General features: G+C 38.2%; 25 protein-coding genes and 3 tRNA genes. 16 read left to right on the top strand and 12 right to left on the bottom strand.

Going from position 1 to position 23,940, the window contains the following annotated elements; all coding sequences use genetic code 11:
* The first annotated feature begins 22 nt into the window (after positions 1-22).
* Both AC23ME_RS15355 and AC23ME_RS15350 read left to right on the top strand, forming a co-directional pair.
* A complete protein-coding gene (locus tag AC23ME_RS15355; protein WP_487728657.1) occupies positions 23-1,024 on the top strand; it encodes a helix-turn-helix domain-containing protein in 1,002 nt (333 codons plus the stop codon).
* A gap of 108 nt (positions 1,025-1,132) precedes the next feature.
* Positions 1,133-1,462: a nucleotide pyrophosphohydrolase gene (locus tag AC23ME_RS15350; protein WP_487728656.1), complete on the top strand. Its 330-nt coding sequence runs from the start codon at positions 1,133-1,135 to the stop codon at positions 1,460-1,462.
* A 70-nt stretch (positions 1,463-1,532) separates the two neighbouring features.
* Here the strand turns inward: AC23ME_RS15350 and AC23ME_RS15345 are convergent, their stop codons facing one another.
* The 6 genes from AC23ME_RS15345 to rsmA form a co-directional block, all read right to left on the bottom strand.
* Positions 1,533-1,925 carry an HIT family protein gene (locus tag AC23ME_RS15345; protein ID WP_487728655.1) on the bottom strand — a complete coding sequence of 131 codons (393 nt, stop codon included), beginning with the start codon at positions 1,923-1,925 and terminating at the stop codon, positions 1,533-1,535.
* A 66-nt stretch (positions 1,926-1,991) separates the two neighbouring features.
* Positions 1,992-2,465 (bottom strand): transcription elongation factor GreA, encoded by a 474-nt coding sequence (gene greA / locus AC23ME_RS15340; protein WP_487728654.1) that lies wholly within the window; start codon positions 2,463-2,465, stop codon positions 1,992-1,994.
* Between the two features lie 641 nt (positions 2,466-3,106).
* Positions 3,107-3,583, bottom strand: coding sequence for an OsmC family protein (locus AC23ME_RS15335; protein ID WP_487728653.1), 477 nt, complete (start codon positions 3,581-3,583; stop codon positions 3,107-3,109).
* A gap of 129 nt (positions 3,584-3,712) precedes the next feature.
* Positions 3,713-4,642, bottom strand: a complete 930-nt coding sequence (locus AC23ME_RS15330; RefSeq protein ID WP_487728652.1) for an NAD(P)-dependent oxidoreductase — start codon at positions 4,640-4,642, stop codon at positions 3,713-3,715.
* A 4-nt stretch (positions 4,643-4,646) separates the two neighbouring features.
* The gene (locus AC23ME_RS15325) at positions 4,647-5,807 is read right to left on the bottom strand and encodes a S41 family peptidase (RefSeq protein ID WP_487728651.1); all 1,161 of its coding nucleotides are present in this window, start codon (positions 5,805-5,807) and stop codon (positions 4,647-4,649) included.
* Between the two features lie 35 nt (positions 5,808-5,842).
* Entirely contained in the window at positions 5,843-6,619 is a 777-nt protein-coding gene (gene rsmA / locus AC23ME_RS15320) for a 16S rRNA (adenine(1518)-N(6)/adenine(1519)-N(6))-dimethyltransferase RsmA (RefSeq protein WP_487728650.1), read from the bottom strand.
* Between the two features lie 159 nt (positions 6,620-6,778).
* On the opposite strand from rsmA, the gene pdxA reads away from it, so the two are divergent.
* Positions 6,779-7,858 carry a 4-hydroxythreonine-4-phosphate dehydrogenase PdxA gene (gene pdxA, locus AC23ME_RS15315; RefSeq protein ID WP_487728649.1) on the top strand — a complete coding sequence of 360 codons (1,080 nt, stop codon included), beginning with the start codon at positions 6,779-6,781 and terminating at the stop codon, positions 7,856-7,858.
* A gap of 113 nt (positions 7,859-7,971) precedes the next feature.
* Here the strand turns inward: pdxA and AC23ME_RS15310 are convergent, their stop codons facing one another.
* Complete coding sequence (locus tag AC23ME_RS15310; protein ID WP_487728648.1) at positions 7,972-8,556, bottom strand: hypothetical protein; 585 nt, start codon at positions 8,554-8,556, stop codon at positions 7,972-7,974.
* A 324-nt stretch (positions 8,557-8,880) separates the two neighbouring features.
* On the opposite strand from AC23ME_RS15310, the gene AC23ME_RS15305 reads away from it, so the two are divergent.
* The 7 genes from AC23ME_RS15305 (at position 8,881) to rsgA (ending at position 14,829) form a co-directional block, all read left to right on the top strand.
* A complete protein-coding gene (locus AC23ME_RS15305) occupies positions 8,881-9,414 on the top strand; it encodes a YceD family protein (protein WP_487728647.1) in 534 nt (177 codons plus the stop codon).
* Positions 9,415-9,433: 19 nt separating this feature from the next.
* On the top strand, positions 9,434-9,625 hold the full coding sequence (rpmF, locus tag AC23ME_RS15300) for a 50S ribosomal protein L32 (RefSeq protein ID WP_487728646.1): 192 nt from the start codon (positions 9,434-9,436) through the stop codon (positions 9,623-9,625).
* 94 nt (positions 9,626-9,719) lie between these two features.
* Positions 9,720-10,661, top strand: a complete 942-nt coding sequence (gene plsX, locus AC23ME_RS15295; protein ID WP_487728645.1) for a phosphate acyltransferase PlsX — start codon at positions 9,720-9,722, stop codon at positions 10,659-10,661.
* Positions 10,662-10,674: 13 nt separating this feature from the next.
* Positions 10,675-11,670: a beta-ketoacyl-ACP synthase III gene (locus AC23ME_RS15290; protein WP_487728644.1), complete on the top strand. Its 996-nt coding sequence runs from the start codon at positions 10,675-10,677 to the stop codon at positions 11,668-11,670.
* Between the two features lie 153 nt (positions 11,671-11,823).
* Positions 11,824-12,309 (top strand): acetyl-CoA carboxylase biotin carboxyl carrier protein, encoded by a 486-nt coding sequence (gene accB / locus AC23ME_RS15285; RefSeq protein WP_487728643.1) that lies wholly within the window; start codon positions 11,824-11,826, stop codon positions 12,307-12,309.
* An 82-nt stretch (positions 12,310-12,391) separates the two neighbouring features.
* Positions 12,392-13,732 carry an acetyl-CoA carboxylase biotin carboxylase subunit gene (gene accC / locus AC23ME_RS15280; RefSeq protein ID WP_487728642.1) on the top strand — a complete coding sequence of 447 codons (1,341 nt, stop codon included), beginning with the start codon at positions 12,392-12,394 and terminating at the stop codon, positions 13,730-13,732.
* Positions 13,733-13,908: 176 nt separating this feature from the next.
* The gene (rsgA, locus tag AC23ME_RS15275; RefSeq protein WP_487728641.1) at positions 13,909-14,829 is read left to right on the top strand and encodes a ribosome small subunit-dependent GTPase A; all 921 of its coding nucleotides are present in this window, start codon (positions 13,909-13,911) and stop codon (positions 14,827-14,829) included.
* A 49-nt stretch (positions 14,830-14,878) separates the two neighbouring features.
* Here the strand turns inward: rsgA and AC23ME_RS15270 are convergent, their stop codons facing one another.
* From AC23ME_RS15270 to era, 3 genes are all read right to left on the bottom strand, one after another.
* A complete protein-coding gene (locus AC23ME_RS15270) occupies positions 14,879-15,397 on the bottom strand; it encodes a GNAT family N-acetyltransferase (RefSeq protein ID WP_487728640.1) in 519 nt (172 codons plus the stop codon).
* A 420-nt stretch (positions 15,398-15,817) separates the two neighbouring features.
* On the bottom strand, positions 15,818-17,119 hold the full coding sequence (der, locus tag AC23ME_RS15265) for a ribosome biogenesis GTPase Der (protein ID WP_487728639.1): 1,302 nt from the start codon (positions 17,117-17,119) through the stop codon (positions 15,818-15,820).
* Positions 17,120-17,288: 169 nt separating this feature from the next.
* Positions 17,289-18,167 (bottom strand): GTPase Era, encoded by an 879-nt coding sequence (gene era / locus AC23ME_RS15260; protein WP_487728638.1) that lies wholly within the window; start codon positions 18,165-18,167, stop codon positions 17,289-17,291.
* A 111-nt stretch (positions 18,168-18,278) separates the two neighbouring features.
* Between era and AC23ME_RS15255 the strand changes: the two genes are divergently transcribed.
* Both AC23ME_RS15255 and AC23ME_RS15250 read left to right on the top strand, forming a co-directional pair.
* Positions 18,279-18,355: transfer RNA gene (locus AC23ME_RS15255), tRNA-Met, on the top strand.
* Positions 18,356-18,382: 27 nt separating this feature from the next.
* Positions 18,383-18,454 (top strand) — tRNA-Glu (locus AC23ME_RS15250).
* A gap of 111 nt (positions 18,455-18,565) precedes the next feature.
* Here the strand turns inward: AC23ME_RS15250 and AC23ME_RS15245 are convergent.
* On the bottom strand, positions 18,566-19,540 hold the full coding sequence (locus tag AC23ME_RS15245; RefSeq protein WP_487728637.1) for a YheT family hydrolase: 975 nt from the start codon (positions 19,538-19,540) through the stop codon (positions 18,566-18,568).
* Between the two features lie 206 nt (positions 19,541-19,746).
* On the opposite strand from AC23ME_RS15245, the gene AC23ME_RS15240 reads away from it, so the two are divergent.
* The gene (locus tag AC23ME_RS15240) at positions 19,747-20,442 is read left to right on the top strand and encodes a 1-acyl-sn-glycerol-3-phosphate acyltransferase (RefSeq protein ID WP_487728636.1); all 696 of its coding nucleotides are present in this window, start codon (positions 19,747-19,749) and stop codon (positions 20,440-20,442) included.
* A 147-nt stretch (positions 20,443-20,589) separates the two neighbouring features.
* On the opposite strand, the gene AC23ME_RS15235 is transcribed toward AC23ME_RS15240, so the two are convergent.
* Entirely contained in the window at positions 20,590-20,961 is a 372-nt protein-coding gene (locus AC23ME_RS15235; protein ID WP_487728635.1) for a nuclear transport factor 2 family protein, read from the bottom strand.
* A 150-nt stretch (positions 20,962-21,111) separates the two neighbouring features.
* Here AC23ME_RS15235 and AC23ME_RS15230 point away from each other — a divergent pair.
* From AC23ME_RS15230 to AC23ME_RS15220, 3 genes are all read left to right on the top strand, one after another.
* Positions 21,112-21,183: transfer RNA gene (locus AC23ME_RS15230), tRNA-Glu, on the top strand.
* A 249-nt stretch (positions 21,184-21,432) separates the two neighbouring features.
* A complete protein-coding gene (locus AC23ME_RS15225) occupies positions 21,433-22,647 on the top strand; it encodes a site-specific integrase (protein ID WP_487728634.1) in 1,215 nt (404 codons plus the stop codon).
* Between the two features lie 270 nt (positions 22,648-22,917).
* Complete coding sequence (locus AC23ME_RS15220) at positions 22,918-23,904, top strand: phage integrase SAM-like domain-containing protein (protein WP_487728633.1); 987 nt, start codon at positions 22,918-22,920, stop codon at positions 23,902-23,904.
* Positions 23,905-23,940 lie beyond the last annotated feature (36 nt).

The following is a 23,940-nucleotide window of genomic DNA, read 5'->3' as shown; positions in this document are numbered from 1 at the left end:
AGCCGCCAGCATTTTTTAAGATATGACCGCATCCGAAAATTTAGTAACGCAAAAAGAAAAAGCAGCCCAAGCAAAAGCGACGTTGACCATCACCGAGCAAAGCCATCAATCGCAGCAATTGGCTACTGAACTAACACTCGATAAATTTTTGGTGAAAGAATTTTCCACAGCTGAAAATGGCAAAAATCCTATTGTAATTGCTGTAAAGCAAGATACCCTGCTACTGCAATACTGCATTCAAGGGCAAGCTAGCATTAAAAACATTGAAAAACCAAAATCAATATTGTTTAAGCAGGCAGAGTACAATGTGCTATCACTAAAGGCAGGCGAATGGTCTATCAATTTAGATGATGAAGATGCCAAATTGATTCATATCTACCTTAGTGAAGATTTTTTCCATCGTTACACCCCTAACGACTATAGTGCTCCTCTTCATAATTTGGTGGCTTTAGGTAAATTATTTCCAAGAAACCTGTATTTGGGACCTCGGTTAAAAAGCGTTTTACACGAAATAGACCAATGTGAGTTTAGCGATCATTTAAAACAACTCTACATTAAGGCAAAAATTATAGAACTACTTACGCTCCAATTGGCGCAATACGAGGAAGAAAAGCTTATCCCATCTGCACTAAAACCGCAGGAAGTAGAAAAAATGATCGTAGTTAAAGAACTAATCGAAAACGACCTCAGTAATTCACCAACTATTTCTGCCTTGGCAAGAGCCGCTGGAACCAATGAACAGTACTTAAAAAAACACTTCAAATTGCTATTCGGAAATACAGTTTTTGGGTACATCACTTCTTGTAAAATGGAAAAAGCAAAAGAACTCTTGCTAAGCGAAAAATACCGTATCACCGAAATTTCTGAAATTGTGGGCTATAAGCATGCTACCCATTTTACCACTGCATTCAAGAAATTCTTTGGCTATCTACCTCAGTCTCTAAAAACAACACTGATATTTGGAAGCTACGTTTCTTTTGTTGAAAAGCTGCAAACCATAGAGATGGTGATGTTGGTTCACTAATTTTTGGTTAATTGTTTGAATTGGTTAACTATTTAATTGCTTTATTGCTGTTTAACTGGAAACTGTGAACTATTCAATCATTTACTCATTCAATCATTATATTTGCTCATGACCATTACCGAAGCACAAGAAACCATAGACCGCTGGATCAACACCACTGGTATCCGCTATTTTAACGAACTAACCAATACTGCCATTTTAATGGAAGAAGTAGGCGAAGTTGCCCGTATCATGGCCCGTAAATATGGTGAACAATCTTTTAAGAAAAGCGATGAAGAAATAAATTTAGCCGATGAAATGGCCGATGTACTTTTTGTATTGATGTGCTTGGCTAATCAAACAGGTATCAACCTAGATGAAGCATTGGTAAAAAACTTGGAGAAAAAGTCCATCCGTGATGCGGAAAGGCATCAAAATAACGAGAAATTAAAAGGTTAGATTGTCATTCCGAACATAGTTAGGAATCTAAGAATAGATTTCTCGTCCCTCGAAATAACATAAGAGAAACCTACAGCTGCGCCTTAATCTTCGCAGCAACCTCAGCCAATTGCTCTTGGCTCAGTTTCAATTTTGCATTGGCAAAGTTCATATCGTTCATGGTGTTAATTGGAATTAAATGCACATGCGCATGTGGCACTTCCAAACCAATTACAGCCACACCTACCCTATCACACGGATAAGCTTTTTTAATACCAGCAGCTACCTTTTTAGCAAACAACATCAAATCTTGGTACAACTTATCTTCAATATCAAAAATATAGTCAACCTCTTTTTTAGGTATTACCAAAACGTGTCCGTAAACCAACGGACTGATATCCAGAAAGGCCAGAAATTCATCCGTTTCGGCTACTTTATGCGCCGGAATATCACCTGCTATTATTTTAGAGAAAATGCTGCTCATGATGTGGGGTATAAGAAAAACGTTTGGCATTAAGCGTTTATCGCTCTACGCCAAACATCTATTCGCTTAACGCGAAATTTCCAAAATTTCGAATTCAATTTTGCCTGCTGGCACTTCAATTTCCGTTTTATCACCTACAGATTTACCCAACAAGCCTTGGGCAATAGGAGATTTCACAGAAATTTTTCCCGATTTTAAATCAGCTTCACTTTCTGCCACCAATTGATAGGTCATCGTAGCACCGTTTTTTATATTTTTAATTTTTACGATAGACAGCGCCAATACTTTCGTTAAATCCAATTTCGACTCATCCAACAATCTAGAATTAGCCAAAACTGTCTCTAATTTTGCAATTTTTGCTTCATGTAAACCTTGCGCCTCTTTCGCCGCATCATATTCTGCATTTTCAGATAAATCGCCTTTATCGCGAGCTTCTGCAATTGCTTTTGCTATCGAAGATCTACCCTCAGTCTTCAACTGATGTAGTTCTTCCTTTAATTTATCTAATCCTTCTTTAGTGTAATAGGTAATTTCTGCCATAGCGCTATTTCTTTTCTTTAATCCTATAAAAAACAAACAAGACTACATAGGTAATTACCCTACATAGTCTTGCTTTGTGTAAAAACGAAGATATAAGCCTTAAACCAAAAAAGCAAATAAATGCTTCAAAATTTAGCTCAAATTGGCAAGGCCGTGACCAAAATCACTAGTCCATTTTTTTGAAAAGCAAAACCTGCATTCCATTGGTCCCGATAGCCCTGCTTTCAACTTTGTCTTTTTTGTTTTCGGTTCATTGTCATTTCGAACGATAGTGAGAAATCTTTAAACTAGTAGCTGTAACTAACAGATTTCTCAGTCGTACCTCCTTCGAAATGACGGAACAAAAAAGTACGCCGTTTCAATCAAGTTTAGGCAACTCCTTTTTTCCCGCAGATCTCACAGATTTTACTGCAGATTAAAGAAGATGCAGATCAGCGAATATCTACGGTTTCTTATCTGCGAACATCAGCGGGAAATTAGGTTACCCAATAATTACCATACAAACCGCCTTATGATAAGAGAGTTGTCATCCAAAGCGTAGCGAAGGAATTTAGGAAAAATTTAAAAATAGATGCTTCATAAACTCAGCATGACAAGGGAGCTTAAAATAAATTCCAACTTCACAAATTATCTGCGCAACACTAGCCACCAATTGCAGTACAAACTGCCTTATGCTTCACCGGAAAGTTCAGCGAACTTGCTATAAAACACATTCTATTAGCTTCTGCATGTAAAGAGTTTGCCCAAGAAATATCTTCAGGCTTAGAAATTACCACTTCTGGACGTAAAAGTATCTCGGTAAACTTACCGCTTCCGTCAGGATTTTCGGTCATGGTTCCTTTAGCTCTATCCTTATATTCAATTACCACAATTCCGTTTTTAGAGCACAGGTGCAAATACCACAACATGTGGCACGAAGAAACAGAACTCAACATCATATCTTCTGGATTGTACTTCGATTTATCGCCCAAGAAAATAGAATCCGATGAGCCAGAAAGAGATTCCTTGCCATCAATTTCTACTGTAAAATCTCTATCGTAAGAACGGTAGTCCATCGTACCCGAACCTTTGTTACCAGTCCAAACCAAATTGGTTTCGTAAATATGTTGCTTTGCCATAAATTAGATATTTAGTCCCAATAGTTATCGGGATAAGATATGATCTCCGATAGTTATCAGAATGAGACTAGGCTCATATTCATATCTTTTGCCTTAAAATTGTTTTGTTTATAGCAGCAATTTAGAAATTTATCTGCTGATTTCAGCCAGTTTATCAGCTAAAACCTCAGAAATTTTACGGTACGAATCGAAAGTCCAGCCAGCCACATGAGGAGTTAAAATCACTTTCTCATTGATTTTCAGCGAATCATACCAATCTTGCTCTGCCAACACTGGAAATTTTTCGGCCTCCAAAACATCTAATCCAGCACCTAATATTCTGCCATTAGCAATATTATTCAGCACTGCTTTTACACTTACAATTTCACCACGAGCAGTATTGATAAAGAAAATAGGTCTCTTGAAATGAAAGAAATATTCATCATCCACCATTTGCTTGGTTTCTTTGGTTAAAGGAATATGTAAGCTGAGCACATCACTATGCTTCACAATTTCTTCCATACTTACTTCCCTAGCAAAATCATCGCTAAAGCCCGTTTTATATTTATCGTAGGCAATTACGTTCACGCCAAACCCCGAAAGTTTACGAGCAAAACTCTGGCCCATAAAACCATAACCGATAATACCAACTGTCTTGCCTGTCAACTCGTAGCCACGGTTTGCTTCCCTATCCCAAATACCGTTTCTAATTTCTACATCCGCTTTGCGAAAATTATTCATTAACGATAACAGTAAACCAACAGCATGTTCACCTACTGCATCCATATTACCTTCATTAGCTGCCAAAAGCGCAATACCTTTTTCCTTTGCAATGTCGATATCGATATTATCCAAGCCAGCACCAGCTCTGGCTACAAACTTTAATTTCGGAGCAACATCAAAAATTTCTTTATCTATCCTAAATTTGGTACGTACCGCAATGCCCTCATAATCCTTAACCATAGCCAAAGTTTCTGCTCTGGTAATCTCAGGTCTGTCATCAACTTGGTAACCTAAAGCTTCTGCCCTTTCTTTAAAAATGAGATGTAAATCGTCAACTATTAATATCTTTTTGCTCATGCTTTTAAGGTTTCTTTTTAATGTATTCCAGAGCTTGTGTAATCCAATCACCTTTAAAAACATCTAGCGCAACATCTGGATCAACACCTTTACTTTCGTAAACCAGCTCTTTGGCTAAACCATTCATATCTGTTGGTGAGAAAACAAACCTGCCGCTAGGCAAATCTATTTTTTTGCCATAATTACTACCATAAGTAACAGTTCCTTTAGTGGTTTCTCCTAGGGTTGTGATATTCTTTCTACCTTTTAGGTTAATTAGAAATTGTTCGGCGTTACTAACACTAAAACCGTTCTGAAGAATATAAACATGACCTTTATAACTCTTCAAGAAATTGATGAACTGTTTAGATGTTTTATAACCTCCGCCACCGTTATTTCTAACATCAACAATTAAATGCTGCGCTGTAATTAATGGCTTTGTTTCATTGAAGAACTCAGTAGCTTTCTTTATGTTGGCAGGTCTTGCAGAGAAATTACTCAGCCTCAAATAATCAACTCCCTCTTCTAGTTTTTTATACTCAAAATTCTCGCTGCCCTTTACTAGTTCGTTATACGGAGTTTTTTGTGTCTTGATGTATCCTAAATCATCTATCCTGCCGTTTCTAAATCTCACATTTCTGTACAATACGTAAGGTACAGGTGGATTTAAAAAGCGAATAACATCAAAACTATCCGAACTGGTGCGATGTAAGATACTTTCGACGACGTTGGTGTTCAAATTCTGCAAATAAAAAACGTTTGGCGATTGCTCGTACACTACAACTTTGGTTTTCCCGTTAGGAGAAGAATAAAAGCCTGTAATATCGTTCAGTTCAGTGTTGGCATACTTCCTTTCCAATTCGCTCTTATCTAAAGCGGGTCTTAGGTAATTAAATTTATAAGTCGAATCTGATTTACGAGAAAAACTTAAATGATTGTCTTTTAAAGGATAGATCAGTTTCAACAACTGCTGATAAATCACAAAATCATCTTCAGATTTTAAATCTTTTCTAATCGTCTGGTAAAACTGGACGTAGCTTTTATCGCTTTTCAGCTGATCTTTATAAGACGGCGTTTGTTTAATCGCTTGATATAAAAAGTCTAAATCGGCGATATTTTTTTCCTCTTGTGCCTTTACAAAAAGGACAGCCAAACTAAGGATTGCGGTTAATAAGATTTTCTTCATACCTAGAAGACGTGTAAAAAACGGTTATAGTTGCATCACCTTGTTGCTACAAAATTTGTAAGTTCCACAAAATCTTGCACACTTAGGGTTTCTGCCCTTTTTTCATAAAATGGATGTTCGCCTAATCTATCTTTCGGCACCACTGCAGAAAGTGCATTTCTTAAAGTTTTTCTACGTTGGTTAAAACCTGCCTTAACCACCCTCCAGAACAGCTTTTCATCGCAATCTAGTTCTTCAACTTCGTTTCTAGTTAAGCGAATAACGCCAGAATTAACCTTTGGTGGAGGATTAAAAGTTCCAGGTTTTACCGTAAACAAATACTCGATATTGTAGTAAGCTTGGATAAACACACTTAAAATACCATACTCCTTAGTACCAGGTTTAGAAGCACAACGTTCTGCAACTTCTTTCTGAAACATACCAACCATCTCTACAATATTTTGGCGGTTTTCTAAAATCTTGAACAAAATCTGTGATGAAATATTGTAGGGGAAATTACCAATCACAGCGAACTTTCCAGGAAAGATATCGGCGAAGTTTAACTTTAAAAAATCACCATTAATTAGCCTATCACCCAGTTGGGGATATTTTTCTTTCAAGAAATGAAAAGATTCAACGTCAATATCAATGAGAAAAGTTTCTAAATCTTCGCGTTGCAGCAAAATATCAGACAAAATTCCCATTCCCGGACCAACCTCTAATACTTGGTTGTATTTATCGGTATGGATCAAACCATCCACAATTCGCTGTGCAATGTTTTTATCCGTTAGAAAATGTTGTCCTAAATGTTTCTTCGCTTTAACTAAACTCATGTGGCAAAGGTACGTTTTTATGAATTACGATTTTAGATTTACGAATTACGATTGGCCATATAAAAGCTCAATTTATTTATCAATAAACACTTTGTGTTCTTCGTGTCTTTGTGGTTAAACTTAATAATCCTTATTTTGCGCTAAATTTTAAACATCAACATGAGCAACAAAGTTAAGATAGGCATTAGTATAGGCGACGTAAATGGTATTGGTTTAGAGGTAATTTTAAAAACACTTGCCGAAAGCAAGATTTTAGATTACTGCACTCCAATTGTTTACGGACACACTAAAGTTGCGTCTTTTCATCGCAAGGCTTTACATCTTAGCGATTTCACGTTCAATGTAATCCCAAATGCAGAAGCTGCGGCAGCACATAAGCCAAATATGATTAACTGCTGGGAAGAAGATGTTAAAATTGAATTAGGTGAGGCCAACGAAACAGGTGGCAAATACGCTTTTATTTCGTTGCAAAAAGCTACCGACGATCTAGTTCGTGGAGCTATTGATGCTTTGGTAACTGCCCCAATTAACAAAAACAATATCCAGTCTGCAGATTTTAAATTCCCGGGACATACAGAATATTTGCAAGAAAGAAGCGGTAGCAACGATGTGCTGATGTTCTTGGTAAGTGATACATTGCGTGTTGGTGTAGTAACTGGTCATATCCCCGTAACGGAAGTAGCAAAAAGCATTACCAAAGAGAAAATCGTTAAAAAACTACAATTGATTAACGAGAGCTTGAAAAAGGATTTTTGGATTGAAAAACCAAAAATTGCAGTGTTGGGTTTAAATCCACATGCTAGCGACAATGGTTTATTGGGCAACGAAGAAGCTGAGATTATCTCTCCGGCAATTCAAGAAGCTTTCGACAAAGGTATCATCAGTTTTGGTCCGTATTCTGCTGATGGCTTTTTTGGAAATGGCACCTACAAACAGTTCGATGCTGTTTTAGCGATGTACCACGATCAAGGCTTAATTCCTTTTAAAACCATTGCTTTTGAAACTGGTGTAAATTACACCGCTGGTTTAAAATTTGTACGCACTTCTCCAGATCATGGCACGGGTTACGGCATTGCTGGTAAAAACCAAGCAGATCCAACTTCTTTTATGGAGGCGCTTTTCTCAGCTATCCACATTGTAAAAAACCGTAGAGAACAAGAAGGTTTGCTACGTAATCAGCTAAGAAGCGGCGGTAAAATCATTGAAACTGCTGGCGATATTAAGGATGATGCGAATTAGTTTTAATATTAAGCACTTTACTAGCAACCAACATAGTAGTCGCTGAATTTTATATAGGTTTGCCGTCATGCTGAATTTATTTCAGCATCGGCTTGCAAGGCTAAAGCTACAGTTTACTTACACTTCTCTTTCTGATAAGCTACATACTCGGCATACAAAGGTTCATTTACCATACGCTTTAAAGCTCGCACATGCGGATCGCCTACCTCATCGCTTTTACTACGCTGTAACATAAAATGCAAACCGGCTTTTAAGGGCAGGCAGTCTTTGTTGACCGCCATTTCCTTCGTTCTTTGTAACGAATACTCGAACGCGGCTTTCTCACTGTCTTCAGGGTTTCTTTTGCCTTTTGGTGTAGCATTAAAATAATGCAGATGCCCAATTTCATGGTAAAGCACAACAACCAAACGGTCATCATCGAAACGGGGCTTCTTATTAACGAAGTAATCTAGGTTTAAAGTTACAGTTCCGTTTGGATGGGCAAAGCCTGGTCCTTTTGCCTTTTGGTTAATGAAAACGATTTGTTTGAGCAAAGTATCATTTTCCAACAGCTGGTGAAAAAGTTGATGAAACTTGGGAAATGTTTTTTGATTGTCTTTGATAATACGATAACCTGCAGTATCCGGAACTTTTGGATGTTGGGCTTTAGCACCAAAACTTGCAGTGCATAATAAAACAATAACTATTAATATTTTCATTTTTGTTTGGCTTGTTAATTGACGTATGGACAAGCTAATGTCTGTATGGTTTAATGGCAGAATGATTTATTTAATCTGTGCAGGTCTTTCTTTGCCAAGGACTCATAATTTTGTTACTTAAACCTTATTGAAGCGAACACGCAGCGAAGTGCAACGAGCGCAGTAAAGCGGAAAGAAGGGCTGGTTTTGCCAAAATACACTAACATTGTTTTTCAAATCATTATCCAACTTTATATGATGTAAAAAATCCATTCCTCATTTTTCTAAAAATATTTTCATATCAAAAAATAATTCATACCTTTGCAGGCTAAAATTTAGTTACAATTGAAAGCATTAAAACAATTTTCTATCCCCTTTACAGGTTTAAAATTGGGAAAGCACTCTTTCGATTTTGAGATCGATAAAAGCTTTTTTGATGCGTTTGAGCACTCATTGGTAAAAGATGGAACGCTTAAAGCCGTAGTTGAACTAGATAAACAAGAAACTATGTTGATTTTAGGTATCCATATTGATGGAACGATAAAATTAAACTGCGACACATGTTTATCTGATTTTGACCAGCAGATTGAACTGAATGAGAGGCAGATTGTGAAATTTGCTGAAGAGGTAGATGAAGATGAACCCGAAGATTTGGAAATCATCGTATTACCTAGAAAGGAAACCGCAATTGACGTTTCTGAATTGATTTATGAATTCATTACCGTTGCAGTACCTTTTATTAACAAGTGCGAGCAAGCAGGACAAAATTGTGACGAGCAAATGCTTAGCACATTAGAAAAACTGTCGGCAGGCAGCGACAACGAAGAAGAAGAACAAAGTAGCGACCCACGCTGGGAAGCTTTAAAAAAATTAAAATAGCAATTAAAAAAATCAAGCAATGGCACATCCAAAACGCAAGGTTTCTAAACAAAGAAGAGATAAAAGAAGAACTCACTACAAAGCTGTAGCTCCTTCATTAACTACTTGCCAAACTACTGGTGCGATACACGTACCTCATACAGCTTACAACGTTGATGGTAACCTTTACTACAACGGTAAATTAGTAATAGAAAACACTTCGATAGGTTAATTTTCTGAAAAATTTTTGTGTTTTCCGTTAGTTTAAGATTAACTTAGCCTAATAGAAACAGAGCCTTTGGCTTTAACACAAAAGATTTTTTACTATGAAAATAGGTCTCGATATTATGGGTGGAGACTATGCTCCCAAAGCAATTGTTTTGGGAGCAATAGCTGCCCATCAATCACTGTCTGCTAATGAGCACTTGGTGTTAATTGGCGATACACAGCAGATTAAACCTCTTCTTTCTGAGCAAGGATTCAACCCGGATCACTTCGAATATGTACATACCGAGGAAGTTATTGGTATGGGCGAACATGCAACGAAAGCAATTCTTCAAAAACCAAATTCTAGCATTTCTGTAGGCTTCCAATTATTGAAGGAAGGCAAGATAGATTCATTTGCCAGCGCAGGTAATTCTGGCGCTATGTTGGTAGGTGCTGTTTTTAGCGTAAAGCCAATTGCAGGCATTTCTAGACCTTGCTTATGCACTATTGTACCTAAATTAAAGGGCGGTGTTGGCTTGCTTCTAGACGTTGGCGCCAATGCAGATTGCAAACCAGACAATTTACTGGAGTTTGGCGTTTTAGGCAGTTTGTACGCAGAGCACATTATGCAGATAAACAACCCAAAAGTTGCTTTAATGAACATTGGAGAAGAAGATGAAAAAGGCAATATGCTTACTTTAGCTAGTCACCGTTTGATGAAAGAAAAAGCAACTTTCAATTTTGTGGGAAACGTAGAAGGTAGAGATTTGTTCAATGATAAAGCTGATGTAATTGTTTGCGATGGTTCTACTGGAAATATTATGCTGAAATTGGCAGAATCTTTCTACGTATTGACCATTAAAAAAGGATTGAAAGATGAATTTTTTGACCGTTTCAATTATGAAAACTATGGTGGAAGCCCTGTTTTAGGGGTAAATGCGCCAGTTTTAATTGGACACGGCATATCGAGCCCAGAAGCTGTGAAGAATATGATCTTCCAATCTAGGGACATGATTAATACTGGATTGGTCGGAAAAATACAAGCCGCATTCCAACAATAAACTAACAAAGAAAATGAGTAAAATTCACGCTGCTATTACCGCAGTTAATGGTTACGTTCCTGATTATGTGTTAACCAACAAGGAACTAGAAACAATCGTTGATACTAACGACGAATGGATTACTACCAGAACGGGTATTAAAGAGCGAAGAATACTAAAAGGCGAAGGCTTAGGCACGTCAGACATGGCTGTACCAGCCGTAAATGGCCTTTTAAAGAAAAGGGGAATTGACGCTAAAGAGATTGACCTTATCATTTTTTGTACTACTACCCCAGATTTTACTTTCCCAGCCACTGCAAATGTACTTGCCGATAAAATTGGTGCGGTAAATGCTTGGGGTTACGACCTACAAGCTGCTTGTTCTGGTTTTGTGTTCGGTTTAACTACAGGTGCACAATTCATCGAATCGGGCAAACACAAAAAAGTACTGGTAGTTGGTGGCGATAAAATGTCATCAATCATAAACTATGAAGACCGTGCCACTTGTATCATTTTTGGTGATGGATGTGGTTGCGCATTATTAGAACCAAACGAGGAAGGCTTGGGTGTACAAGATTCGATTTTAAGGAGTGATGGTTCTGGCGGAAAATATTTAGGTATGAAAGCGGGTGGTTCTGTTAGACCTGCTACGCACGAGAGTATTGATGCCAAAGAACATTTCGCCTATCAAGAAGGGCAAACCGTATTTAAATTTGCGGTAACCAACATGGCAGATGTAGCTGCAGAAATCATGGAGAGAAATAGTCTTTCTGCTGACGATGTGGCTTGGTTAGTTCCTCATCAAGCTAATAAACGTATTATAGACGCTACTGCCTCTAGAATGGGTGTTAGCAGCGAAAAGGTAATGGTAAACATAGAACGTTACGGAAATACAACCAATGGTACCATTCCACTTTGTTTATGGGAGTGGGAAAAAGATCTCAAAAAAGGCGACAACATTATCATTGCTGCTTTTGGAGGTGGTTTTACCTGGGGTTCTGTTTATCTTAAATGGGCTTATAATAGTTAATTTGCTCATTAGTTTATTAGTTCATTTGGCTAGGAGCCTATATAAATGAGCCAATGAACAAGTGAACTTATGAACCATTGAACAAGCAGAAAAAATCCTTACCTTCGCTAATTCAAACAAGACACAACAATTATTTAACATAACCAAAAGAGAATGGATATTAAACAAATTCAGGAACTTATAAAATTTGTTTCTCGGTCGGGAGTAAATGAAGTTTCGTTGGAACAAGAAAACTTCAAAATTACCATCAAAACTAACCAAAATCCAGTTTATGTAAATGCAGCAGTACCTGCGCCAGCACCAGTTGCAGCGGCTCCGGTAGCACCAGCGGCGGCACCTGCTACAACAGCAGCGCCTGCAGCACCAGCGGCGGCTTCAGCTACAGAAGACACATCTAAATATATTACGATAAAATCTCCAATGATCGGTACTTTTTACCGCTCTGCTAGCCCTGAAAAACCTTCGTTTGTAAACGTTGGTGATGAAATAGGTACTGGCAAAGTAGTATGTATCATCGAAGCAATGAAATTATTCAACGAAATTGAAAGCGAAGTTTCTGGCCGTATCGTTAAAATCTTGGTAGACAATGCGTCGCCAGTAGAGTACGACCAACCGTTATTCTTAGTTGAACCTATGTAATTGTACTTGATTACACAGATTTAAAGATTACACAGATTAATCGGTGAAATCAAAAAATCGGTGAAATCAAAAAATCAAAGCTATGTTTAAAAAAATATTAATTGCCAACAGGGGCGAAATCGCTTTGCGTATTATCCGTACCTGTAAGGAGATGGGTATTAAAACCGTGGCGGTTTACTCTACAGCTGATAGAGAAAGCTTACACGTACGTTTTGCTGATGAGGCTGTATGTATTGGCCCGCCACCAAGCAAAGACTCTTATTTAAGTATCCCAAACATTATATCTGCAGCTGAATTAACTAATGCAGATGCGATACACCCAGGTTACGGTTTCTTGTCAGAAAATGCTAAATTTTCTTCAGTTTGCCGCGATTACGGGATTAAATTTATTGGTGCTACACCAGAGCAAATCAACGACATGGGCGATAAATCATCGGCCAAAGAAACGATGAAAAAAGCCGGTGTACCAACTATTCCAGGCTCTGAAGGCTTATTGGAAAGCGTAAAAGATGGCATTGTAATGGCCAACGAAATGGGCTATCCAGTAATATTAAAAGCTACTGCTGGCGGTGGTGGCCGTGGTATGCGTGTAGTTTGGAAAGATGAAGAATTCGAAAATGCTTGGGACAGTGCCCGTCAGGAATCTGGTGCTGCTTTTGGTAACGATGGTCTTTATTTAGAGAAATACATCGAAGATCCACGTCACATTGAAATCCAAATCATTGGTGATCAGTTTGGCAAGGCTTGTCACTTATCAGAAAGAGATTGTTCGATTCAACGTCGTCACCAAAAATTAGTAGAAGAGGCTCCTTCTCCTTTCATGACTGAGGAATTACGTCAGCAAATGGGCGAAGCTGCTATTAAAGGTGCCTTAGCAGTTAACTACGAAGGCGCTGGAACAGTAGAGTTCTTGGTAGACAAACACCGTAATTTCTACTTCATGGAAATGAATACTCGTATCCAAGTAGAGCACCCGGTTACCGAAGAAGTAATTAACTTTGATTTGATTAAAGAACAGATTAAAGTAGCTGCAGGTATTCCAATTTCTGGCAAAAACTATACACCAGATATGCACGCTATCGAGTGCCGTATCAATGCAGAAGATCCGTTCAATAACTTCCGTCCTTCACCGGGAAAAATTACTAATTTCCATTCACCAGGTGGTCATGGTGTACGTGTAGATACACACGTTTATGCAGGTTATCAAATTCCACCTAACTACGATTCGATGATTGCAAAGCTGATTTGTGTTGCACAAACTAGAGAAGAGGCAATTTGTACAATGGAACGTGCTTTAAGCGAATTCGTAATTGAAGGCATTAAAACAACAATTCCATTCCATTTGAAATTAATGAAAGACCCTAACTTTAGAGCTGGTAATTTTACCACTAAGTTTATGGAAACTTTCGATTTCGCGGATTAAGAAGTAATAGAATTTTAGAAGATGCCTCGACAAATTGTTGAGGCATTTTTATTTATCCCCTCTCTGCCCTTTGGGCATCTCTCCCTAAGAGGGAGAGAATAGCGTATAGTAAAAGGCAATACTACTTTGAACTTTTTACTTTTCACTTTCAACTTTTAGTTACCTTTACCCAGAATATGCAGGGCTTAGTCATTAAATCTACAGGAAGTTGGTACCAAGTATTTGCCGAAGATGGCAACACCTATTCATGCCGAATTAAAGGCAAATTTAGAATTAAGGGCATACAAACTACCAACCCTATTGCTGTGGGCGACCAAGTAAATTTTGAATTGGAACCCAATGCAGATACTGGTGTAATAGACAAGTTGCACGATCGCAAAAACTACATTATCCGCAAGTCGATTAACCTGAGCAAGCAATCGCAAATTATTGCAGCCAATTTAGATCAGGCTTTCCTTATAGTAACACTAGCTTCTCCCCGCACCTCTTTGGGTTTTATCGACCGATTTTTGGTGGTTGCCGAAGCTTATGATATTCCAACTTCATTGGTATTTAACAAACTAGATTTATACAGTGAAGATGGTTTGGAAATATTAGCAGATTATAAATCTATCTACGAAAATATTGGCTACCCTTGTTACGAAGTTTCCGCTTTGGAAGGCACCAATATTCCACAAATTGAAGCACTGCTTAAAGATAAAACTACTTTGTTTTCCGGCCACTCTGGTGTAGGAAAATCCAGCCTAATTAACGCAATTCTCCCAGATTTCGAATTAAAAACTGGCGAGGTAAGCGAATGGAGCGACAAAGGTCAGCATACTACAACTTTTGCCGAAATGCACCATTTACCTTTTGGCGGTTATTTGGTAGACACACCTGGCATTAGAGAACTGGGTATTGTTGACATCGAAAAAGAAGAGCTGAGCCACTTTTTTGTGGAAATGAGAGAAAGGCTTAACCAATGCCGATTTAACAACTGCAGGCATATTAACGAGCCTGGTTGCGCCGTTGTTAAAGCTGTAGAAGAAGGAGAAATTGAACCTTCTCGCTACGACAGCTACCAAAGCATCTATTTCGGCAACGATACGAGAGCGTAGGCAATTGGCAATGTTCAGTTAACCGATTAACCAGTTCAAACAGTTAACCTTAAATTTTTATCTCAAACAAGTTCAAAGTTATTCCTTCGTAGTGCTTAGGCAAGCCGCTGTTAGGCGCTATCTTAATTCCGCCAACGTGGTTAAAACCACAACTGGTATAGTATTTCAACAAGCGCTCATTATCTGCCCAAGTATCCATGCGTATATAATCTAGCGGCTTGGTTTTACTGTATTCTTTTGCCCAATCTATAATTATCTTCACAAAGCCATAGCCACGATAGTCTGGATGGGTAACAATACGATGGATGTACACCGCAGCTTCGTCATCTTTACCCAACCAAATTTGCGGATCGCTATAAGTTACTGCAAAAATTGCTGCAACCTTTCCATCTACCAAGATTTTATATTGTCTACCATCGGCAATTTCTTCCTTTACCAATTCTCTATCAAAACCCTGCCATTGCTTAGGCGAAACCTTCTTTTGGTGTTCAATCGCCATATCATAAAACTCAAAAATGATATCGATATCGTTTGGCAGACTGTTGAGGACTTGGATAGAATTTTGCATAGCGTAAAATTAGTAAAGTTATTTTTTTGAAGCGAAGCTGCAGTAGTAATATTTGTGTCAGTCCTTTTTTTCGCTTTATTTCAAGCTCGTTTGAAGATGCCGCTGCAATAAGGGCTAGTTAACTTAGGCTTGCGCAAAGGAAAACCCCTCATAGTAGTAAAGGCCTGAGTAAAATAAACCTGATGGCAGCGGATATATTTTTGTTGAGCCACCATACATCGGCTTGTCATGCTGAGTTTACGAAGCATCTGTAGCCATGAAAAACCCTTCGAAAAGCTCAGGATGACAGGAGTTATCAACAAAAATATTAGAGCATACAGCAGGGCTGATGTAGCAAATTAGCAATGAAATTGCTTTTCTACTTTTCTAACAAGATAGATAGAGATTGCTTCGTCGTACCTCCTCGCAATGACGGTAAATCTACTTCTGTCTGAAGAAAATTTGAATTGGCACTCCAGAAAAATCGAAATTTTCACGGAGTTTATTTTCTAAGAAACGCTTATATGGATCTTTAATATACTGCGGCAGGTTACAGAAAAATGCAAACATTGGCGCCACACCATTAATTTGGGTAATATACTTGATCTTGATAAACTTACCTTTAAGTGCAGGCGGCGGAAAAGCCTCGATAATTGGCAATAACACGTCGTTCAGCTTAGAAGTTGGTATTTTCTTTCCTCTGTTTTTTTGAACCTCTAGCGCAGTTTCAATGGCTTTGAAAATACGTTGTTTGTTCAGTACAGATACGAAAAGAATTGGCACATCTGTAAATGGCTGTAATTTGTGCTTAATCTGCTCTTCGAAAGCTTTCATGGTTTTGTCGTTCTTTTCGATCAAATCCCACTTATTCACTAAAATGACTACACCCTTTTTATTTTTCTCTGCCAAGTGGAAGATATTGATATCCTGCGATTCTAAACCTTCCTGAGCATCTAGCATTAAAATTACAACGTCAGAATCTTCTAAGGCTTTAATGGTACGCATTACCGAATAAAACTCAATGTTCTCTTTTACCTTGGTTTTTTTACGCAAACCAGCAGTATCGATAAACATAAATTCGTGACCAAATTGGTTGTAATGAATATGGATCGAATCTCTTGTAGTACCTGCAATTGGCGTTACAATGTTTCTGTCTTTACCAATTAAAGCGTTTATTAGCGAAGATTTACCTACGTTTGGTCTACCTACAATGGTAATTTTAGGCAATGTGTTTTCTTCTTCAACAACGTCTTCGAAGTTCTTAACTACATCATCCAACAAATCTCCAGTTCCAGAACCTGTCATAGAAGAAATGGTATAGATTTCACCTAAACCGAAGCTGTAAAATACAGATGCTTCGTTTTCTAGCGCCGTGTTATCAACCTTATTTACAACTACGAAAACAGGTTTTTTACCTTTACGCAGTAAATTTGCAATTTCATCATCTAAATCGGTGATACCAGTGGTAACATCAACCATGAATATGATTACAGTAGCTTCTTCTATGGCAATTACTACTTGCTCGCGAATAGCAACTTCAAACAAATCTTCTGAATTTGCAACGTAACCACCTGTATCAATTACCGTAAATTCTTTATCGGTCCACTCGGCTTTACCGTAATGTCTATCTCTGGTTACACCACTAAAATCATCTACAATAGCCTTACGACTTTCGGTTAAGCGGTTAAAAAGTGTTGATTTGCCTACGTTTGGTCTACCTACTATGGCTATTATGTTACTCATGTGAAATACGATTTTTGAATTACGATTTTAGATTTGATTGCCATTGCCAAAAAACTTAAAACCGTAAACAGGTGCACCCATACTTGGGTTTGAACTCGCAAAGGTACGCTTTATTTTTTGATTAAAGGGCAATGAACTAGAATGTGTGCTTCAGTTATTTAGCAGATGCTTAACCGTCGTAACCGAAATTCTTTAAATAATTTTTCTTGCTTCTCCAATCAGGAATTACTTTCACGAAAGTTTCTAGGAATACTTTGCCATCAATAAATTTCTCGATGTCTTTACGAGCTTCCATTCCAACTTTCTTTAAGCTTGCGCCGCCTTTTCCTATCAGGATATTTTTTTGAGAGTCGCGTTCAACAATAATCTCTGCACTAATTCTCGTAATGTTATCTTCTTCCTTAAAAGCGGTAATAATTACTTCGGTACTGTAAGGAATTTCCTTTTGATAGTTATTGAAGATTTTCTCGCGAATAATTTCTGAAGCAAAGAAACGAACATGTCTATCAGTTAAGTCTTCTTTATCATAATAAGCTGGATGTTCTGGTATAACATCTAAAATTAAAGGCAGTAAACCTGCTAAGTTATATCCGTGCAATGCAGAAATAGCAAAAACTTGCATCGGATTTAATTTCTCTTGCCAATATTTTGTCTTCTCCAACACTTCTTCCTGTTTGGCATTATCTACTTTATTAATTAGAACTATTACAGGAATTTTAGTGTTCACTATTTTTTCGAGCACATCATTTTCATCATGGCGCTCGTGAATATCTGTCACAAAAAAGATCAAATCTGCATCTTGTAGGGCTCCACCTACTGCTGTCATCATCGAATCTTGCAAACCATATTTCGGTTTAATTACCCCTGGCGTATCAGAAAATACGATCTGAAAATCCTCTTCATTTACGATGCCCAATATACGGTGGCGGGTAGTTTGTGCCTTTGGAGTGATGATAGAGAGCTTTTCTCCTACTAATGCATTCATCAATGTAGACTTGCCAACATTAGGCTTTCCAATAATACTAACGAAACCTGCTTTGTGTGCCATAAAATATTTTTTAAAAAAAATTTGCGTTACAAAGAAACGAATTATATCTTTGCATTCCAATTCGGAAACAGTGTTAAGGATTTAACCAAAGAAAAAACGAATTGTTTAGAGTGCGGGGTGGAGCAGTTGGTAGCTCGTCGGGCTCATAACCCGAAGGTCGCACGTTCGAGTCGTGTCCCCGCTACCCAAGTAGATCTACATAGTAGATTGAAAATGGTCCATTCGTCTAGGGGTGAGGACGCCAGATTTTCATTCTGGAAACAGGGGTTCGATTCCCCTATGGACTACAAGAGGGGAAAGGTTCTTAAAAGAGAACTTTTCCCCTTTTTTTATGCTCGATAATCACTTTATCAACAAGATAAGAACAAGTGGTTCGCTCATACGAGGAAAGGTGGTGGTTACTTCTGACGAAATCTACAAGCTATACCCAACTCTTCATCCAGGAATTTTTCCAATCTATTTGGCATCCATGACTCCGAAACAGAAATTGGAAATGCAGTATGACCGCCTCTTTTGGGCATTTCAAGAAAAATATAATCAGATGTGTTTGCTACACCTATGGGGTAAGAAGTATCGGACAAAAAAGGATCATTTTGAGCATTCACCACTAAGGTAGGGATGCAGATCTTTGATAGGGAATTTAAGCAGCTGCCTGATGAATAGAAATCATCTAGTGAGTTAAATCCAGAAAATGGGGCCGTGAAATTTTCAGAGAAATCTCTAATAGATATAATTTGATCCAAAGTATCCACATCGAATATTCCGGGATGGTTTATTTCCAGCTTTCGCACTTTGTTCTTTAGTTTGCTCAAGAATTTTTGGGCGAAGACGCGGTTAATAAATCGATCAATTTTTTGCTCAGACTTGCGTAAATCACAAGGCACAGAAAAGGCAGCAATAGCCCTTAAGTTAGGTGGCGTGCTATGCCTAGCAGCAAAATTTAGTAACATGTTGGCACCTAACGAAAACCCAACCAGCACTAGCGAATCGTATTGGTTGGCATATGCAGATGTTACTGCCGCGATGTCGCTGGTTGATCCACCATGGTAAAGCACTGGTAAACGGTTCATTTCTCGCCCACAACTCCGGGCATGCATAGCCAAGATATCCCAGCCCAAACTACTAAAGTATTGTGCCATTTGCTGTACATAATGACTTCTCGAATTACCTTCTAGCCCATGACAGATCATCATAAGTCTATGATTACCACCTCGAACCCAATCAAGCTCCAGAAAATCCCTATCCGGCAATTCCAACTTTTCAGTTTTGTAAAGCGCATTATCACGTTTTACGCCAAAAAAGGGGGCAATGGTCTGTAATTGTCCGTTAAAAAGATATGCTGGAGAGCGATAGTTTGATGGTATGATAGGCATAGTTGCGAAAATGGCGAAAAAATATCTGCTGAACAACAGTGATGAAAATATTGTAACCAATATGGTAAAACAAATATCAGTTGTAAAGGAGATAATCGTTGATCGTTTTGGCAGACTACAGGAAAGAACTATCTTTATCCTATATAGCTCCGAAGCCATGAATTAGCGAATCATTTATTTAAGGCTTTACGGTGCTAGTAGTGTTGATGCTTATGATTAAAGACAGGTCTAATAAATTCTTGAAATGGATCGCTAGAGGAATTGGAGAGCGATGGGTTTTACGTCATTTTTCTGCTGTGAAATTTATTGGAGAGTTGTCAGTAGACCAAGACCGTTCTTGCTTGATGTTAATGAACCATTACAGCTTTAATGATGGGGCAATTCTGCATCGGCTATGTCGAACCATCTTGAAAAAGCAATTGAGGGCAATGGTGGTCGATTCACAATTAAAGGCATTTCCGATGTTGAAATATGTGGGTTGCTTTTCAGTCGACAAAAAGTCGAGAAAAATGATTGAATCACTAAATTATGCTGCCGACTTGTTGCAAGACCCAACGATCATGTTGGGTATTTATCCGCAAGGAGGATTATTCTCGATGCATTTAAACAAAATCCATTTTGTAAGTGGGTTTGACTATATCTTTAAGCGCACTCATACCACACCATTTCAGATTTTTTTCGGGGTAACCTTGCTAGACTATCTGGAAAGTTTCAAGCCAATAGCACGCGTATATTTATGCGAATATCATGGCGAACGAAGTACAGCGCAGATGGAAGAAGCCTACAACCTATTTTATAACGAGTGCAAACAAAAGCATCAACGCTTATACCATCCTCCTGAAAGAGTAATCGACTCGAACAATAGCTTTTTTTTGAAAGCTGCTAAAAAACATTTTTTCTAAAGGGTATTTTGTTGATTTATTTATTGCTTAATACTGAAAATAATGGTTGCTATTAATATTAACAAGAACAGCATCCTATATAAATCGCATCTATTTTCCGTTTCAATAATTTTCATTTTTAAAGATTTAGGTGAGATTAATTTTATTCTAACTAGTTTTTAGACTTTTATTATCAATCACATAGGAAACTATTTTTGAAATTTTATCGTCATTAAAATAGTAAACATCGCAGAAATAGCCTATGTATTCGGTTCCATCCTTTCCATTGCCCGTACTTTTTCCTTGCACAGAAGCAATGTCTCCCTCTATTACAACGTTGTTAAATTCGAAACTAGTATGCTCTGGCATATCACTGCCATCCATATTTTCTACTTCACTTTTTCCGTTCATTACCATATTGCCAGATGAAGTATACATTTCCCATACCACATCATCTGTTAGGTAATCCATAAAGCGCTCCATATCTCCGTCTACAAAAAGCTTATTAATTTCTTCTATTTTTTCTTTTGTACTTTTCATAGCTAATAAACAACTGTACGGAGAAGATTGTTCTTATTCTAAATTTCTTATGGCGTTAAAAAACTTTCTGTGCAAAATCAATATTACTATTGACAAAATAAACTGAAACTCCTACCTTTGCAGACCATTCGGTCAAAAGATCGTTAAAATGGCCCGTTCGTCTAGGGGTTAGGACGCCAGATTTTCATTCTGGAAACAGGGGTTCGATTCCCCTACGGGCTACAGATTTCAATATCAAAACGTTCAAAAGGCTGTAAATTCAAGATTTACGGCCTTTTTTGTTTTATGGGCATGATAAAAGGTTCAAGAATTCTCATAAAATCAGTGAGTCATTCAGTGAGTACCTCTAACCAAAATAGGTACTCACTGAAAAGGGGATAAACAACTGATTTACAACAGGTCCAGTATTTGGACATCTTGATTACGTTTGACCGCATTGCTAGTTTTGTTTCACCTTAAAACGACTAGATTATGAGTCAAAATTATTCTCTTCACTTTTTTTTGAAGAAACCAAAGTATTACAAAGGCGGTGCTAAAGCTGTTTATATGCGTATTACAGTTAACAACAGTATTGCAAAAGAAGCGTCCGTTGGCAGAATGTGTGAGCCAAAAGGCTGGATTTCTAGCGTAAACCGCGCTAAAGGAACATCCGAACCTGCACGTACGTTGAACAGCTATTTGGATGCCATTGACAGAAAAGTGGAACAGATCCACACCCACCTCAAAAAGATGGGAATGGAAATTACCGCCGAAACCATCATGAACAAATATCTCGGCAAAGAAGAAAAGCCAAAATTTCTGATGGAGATATTTGCAGACCACAATCATAAAATGGAAACATTGATTGGAAAAGGATTTAAGGCAAATACATTAAAGGGGTATAAATCTTCGGTAATCCACCTTACAGCTTATCTAGTAAAGGATCACAAGACAACGGACATTGATATCAGAAAAATTGACCATGCTTTTATCACCGGCTATGAATTCTTTCTGCGTACCGAAAAGGCAATTAGTGAAATATCAGTGGCGAAATACATGAAGCATTTCAGAAAGATTGTCAACTTGTCTCTTGCTCATCGCTGGATAGAATACAATCCTTTCGTTTTCTACAAGAATAAAGCGAAGGCGAAGGACAAAGAGTTTCTGTCAAAGGATGAATTGTCTCGTATTGCTGATAAAGAATTCGGGATTGAAAGACTGGATCGGGTAAAGGATATCTTTCTGTTCAGCTGTTACACGGGTCTATCCTATGCTGATGTGAAGAAGCTGACACGCTCAGAAATCAAAAAAGGTAACGATGGCAAGCTTTGGATTTTTACCAATCGGGAAAAGAATGAAATCGCATCCAACGTACCGCTGTTAGCTATACCAAAAAAATTGATGGAAAAGTATGAGGATCACCCAAGCTGCAGGTTGAAAGGCATGGTTCTTCCTGTATTGAGCAACCAGAAAATGAATAGTTATTTAAAGGAGATTGCGGATCACTGCGGCATTAAGAAAACACTTACATTTCACATTGCTAGGCACACTTTTGCGACAACGGTAACACTGAACAACAATGTACCCATTGAGACTGTTTCGAAGATGCTTGGGCATAGAGATCTGAAAACTACACAGCATTATGCGAAGGTACTAGATGCTAAAGTTGGCAGGGATATGGCTGAACTAGAGGAAAAATTGCGATAGTGCTTCAGCCCACTCCGGACCGCTACTTAGAGTAGCAAAATTTACAAAACCCTGTTTTTCTAAAGAAAACAGGGTTTTTTGTTTTCTAGACAATCCAAAACATCCACGAATTCCCATATTTCCAGTGAGTAATTCGTGAGTTCATGCTCTTGTACAACATGACTCACTGGAAAGGTGCTAGTTTGTTGATTGACAGCTAGTTTGCTTATTGAACATCTTGACCATAATGGCCATCAAAGCTAAATTTGTTTAATCTTTAATTGAGTGATTATGGACACTAGCTTGAGCCTGCTCTTCTATCTGAAGAAGCCAAAAAATTATTTATCCGGCCCTCAGCCCATCTACATGCGTATTACGGTCGCTGGACCGCCTAAGGAACTTTCTATAGGGAGGGACTGTGAACCCTTGAAATGGAACAGGATCCTTGGAAAAATGAACGGACGGGACGAGGCCGTTAAAACCCTGAACAATTATATCGATACCCTTAGGATCAAGATCGAGGATATCCACCTGAAACTGTTGCGTTCGGAAAGTGAGGTTACTGCGGAAGCAATCCGAAATATGTTCTTGGGCGTGAAAACCGAGACCAAGAAACTAATGGAAGTCTTTGGCGAGCATAATGATAAGCTTGAGGCCCTGATTGGAAATGGTTTCACTAAGGGTACGCTTACCAAATACAAGACGACGGAAAAGCATTTGGTAGCATTTATGCGTACCACCTATAGATTTTCAGATATTGATATCAGGAAAATAGAATATAGCTTTATCACTGACTTTGATTTTTATCTGCGAAGCAAGTGTGGTTGTGCCAATAATTCTGCGATCAAGCATCTCAAATGTTTGAGTAAGATCATGCGGGAATGCCTAGCCAAAAAATGGATTGTCTTCAATCCATTTGAAGGGCATAAGAACAGGTTGCAAAAGGTCGAGAGGGTCAAGCTGTCAGAAAGCGAGCTTTCGTTGCTCTACGCGAAGGAGATTGCCAATCCGCGTATCGAGCAGGTCAGGGATGTGTTTCTTTTTTGCTGCTTTACTGGATTATCCTTTATCGACGTGCAGAAGTTGTCTCCCTCGCATATTCGAATTGGAGCTGATGGTCATAAGTGGATCATCACGAAAAGAGAAAAGACTTCCGTTGCCGCACATATTCCCTTGCTTCCTACAGCTTTGGAGATTTTGGATAAATATGATGGTCATCCTGTTTGTGAGGATAAGGGTGGAGATTTCGCTGAAATTGACCATCTGATTTCGGTTTAAGCTGACCACCTATTCCGCGGCAAACTGACCACCTCA

The sequence above is a fragment of the Pedobacter sp. T50_32 genome (assembly GCF_057652195.1).
This window is presented reverse-complemented; position numbering and strand designations above follow the sequence as displayed.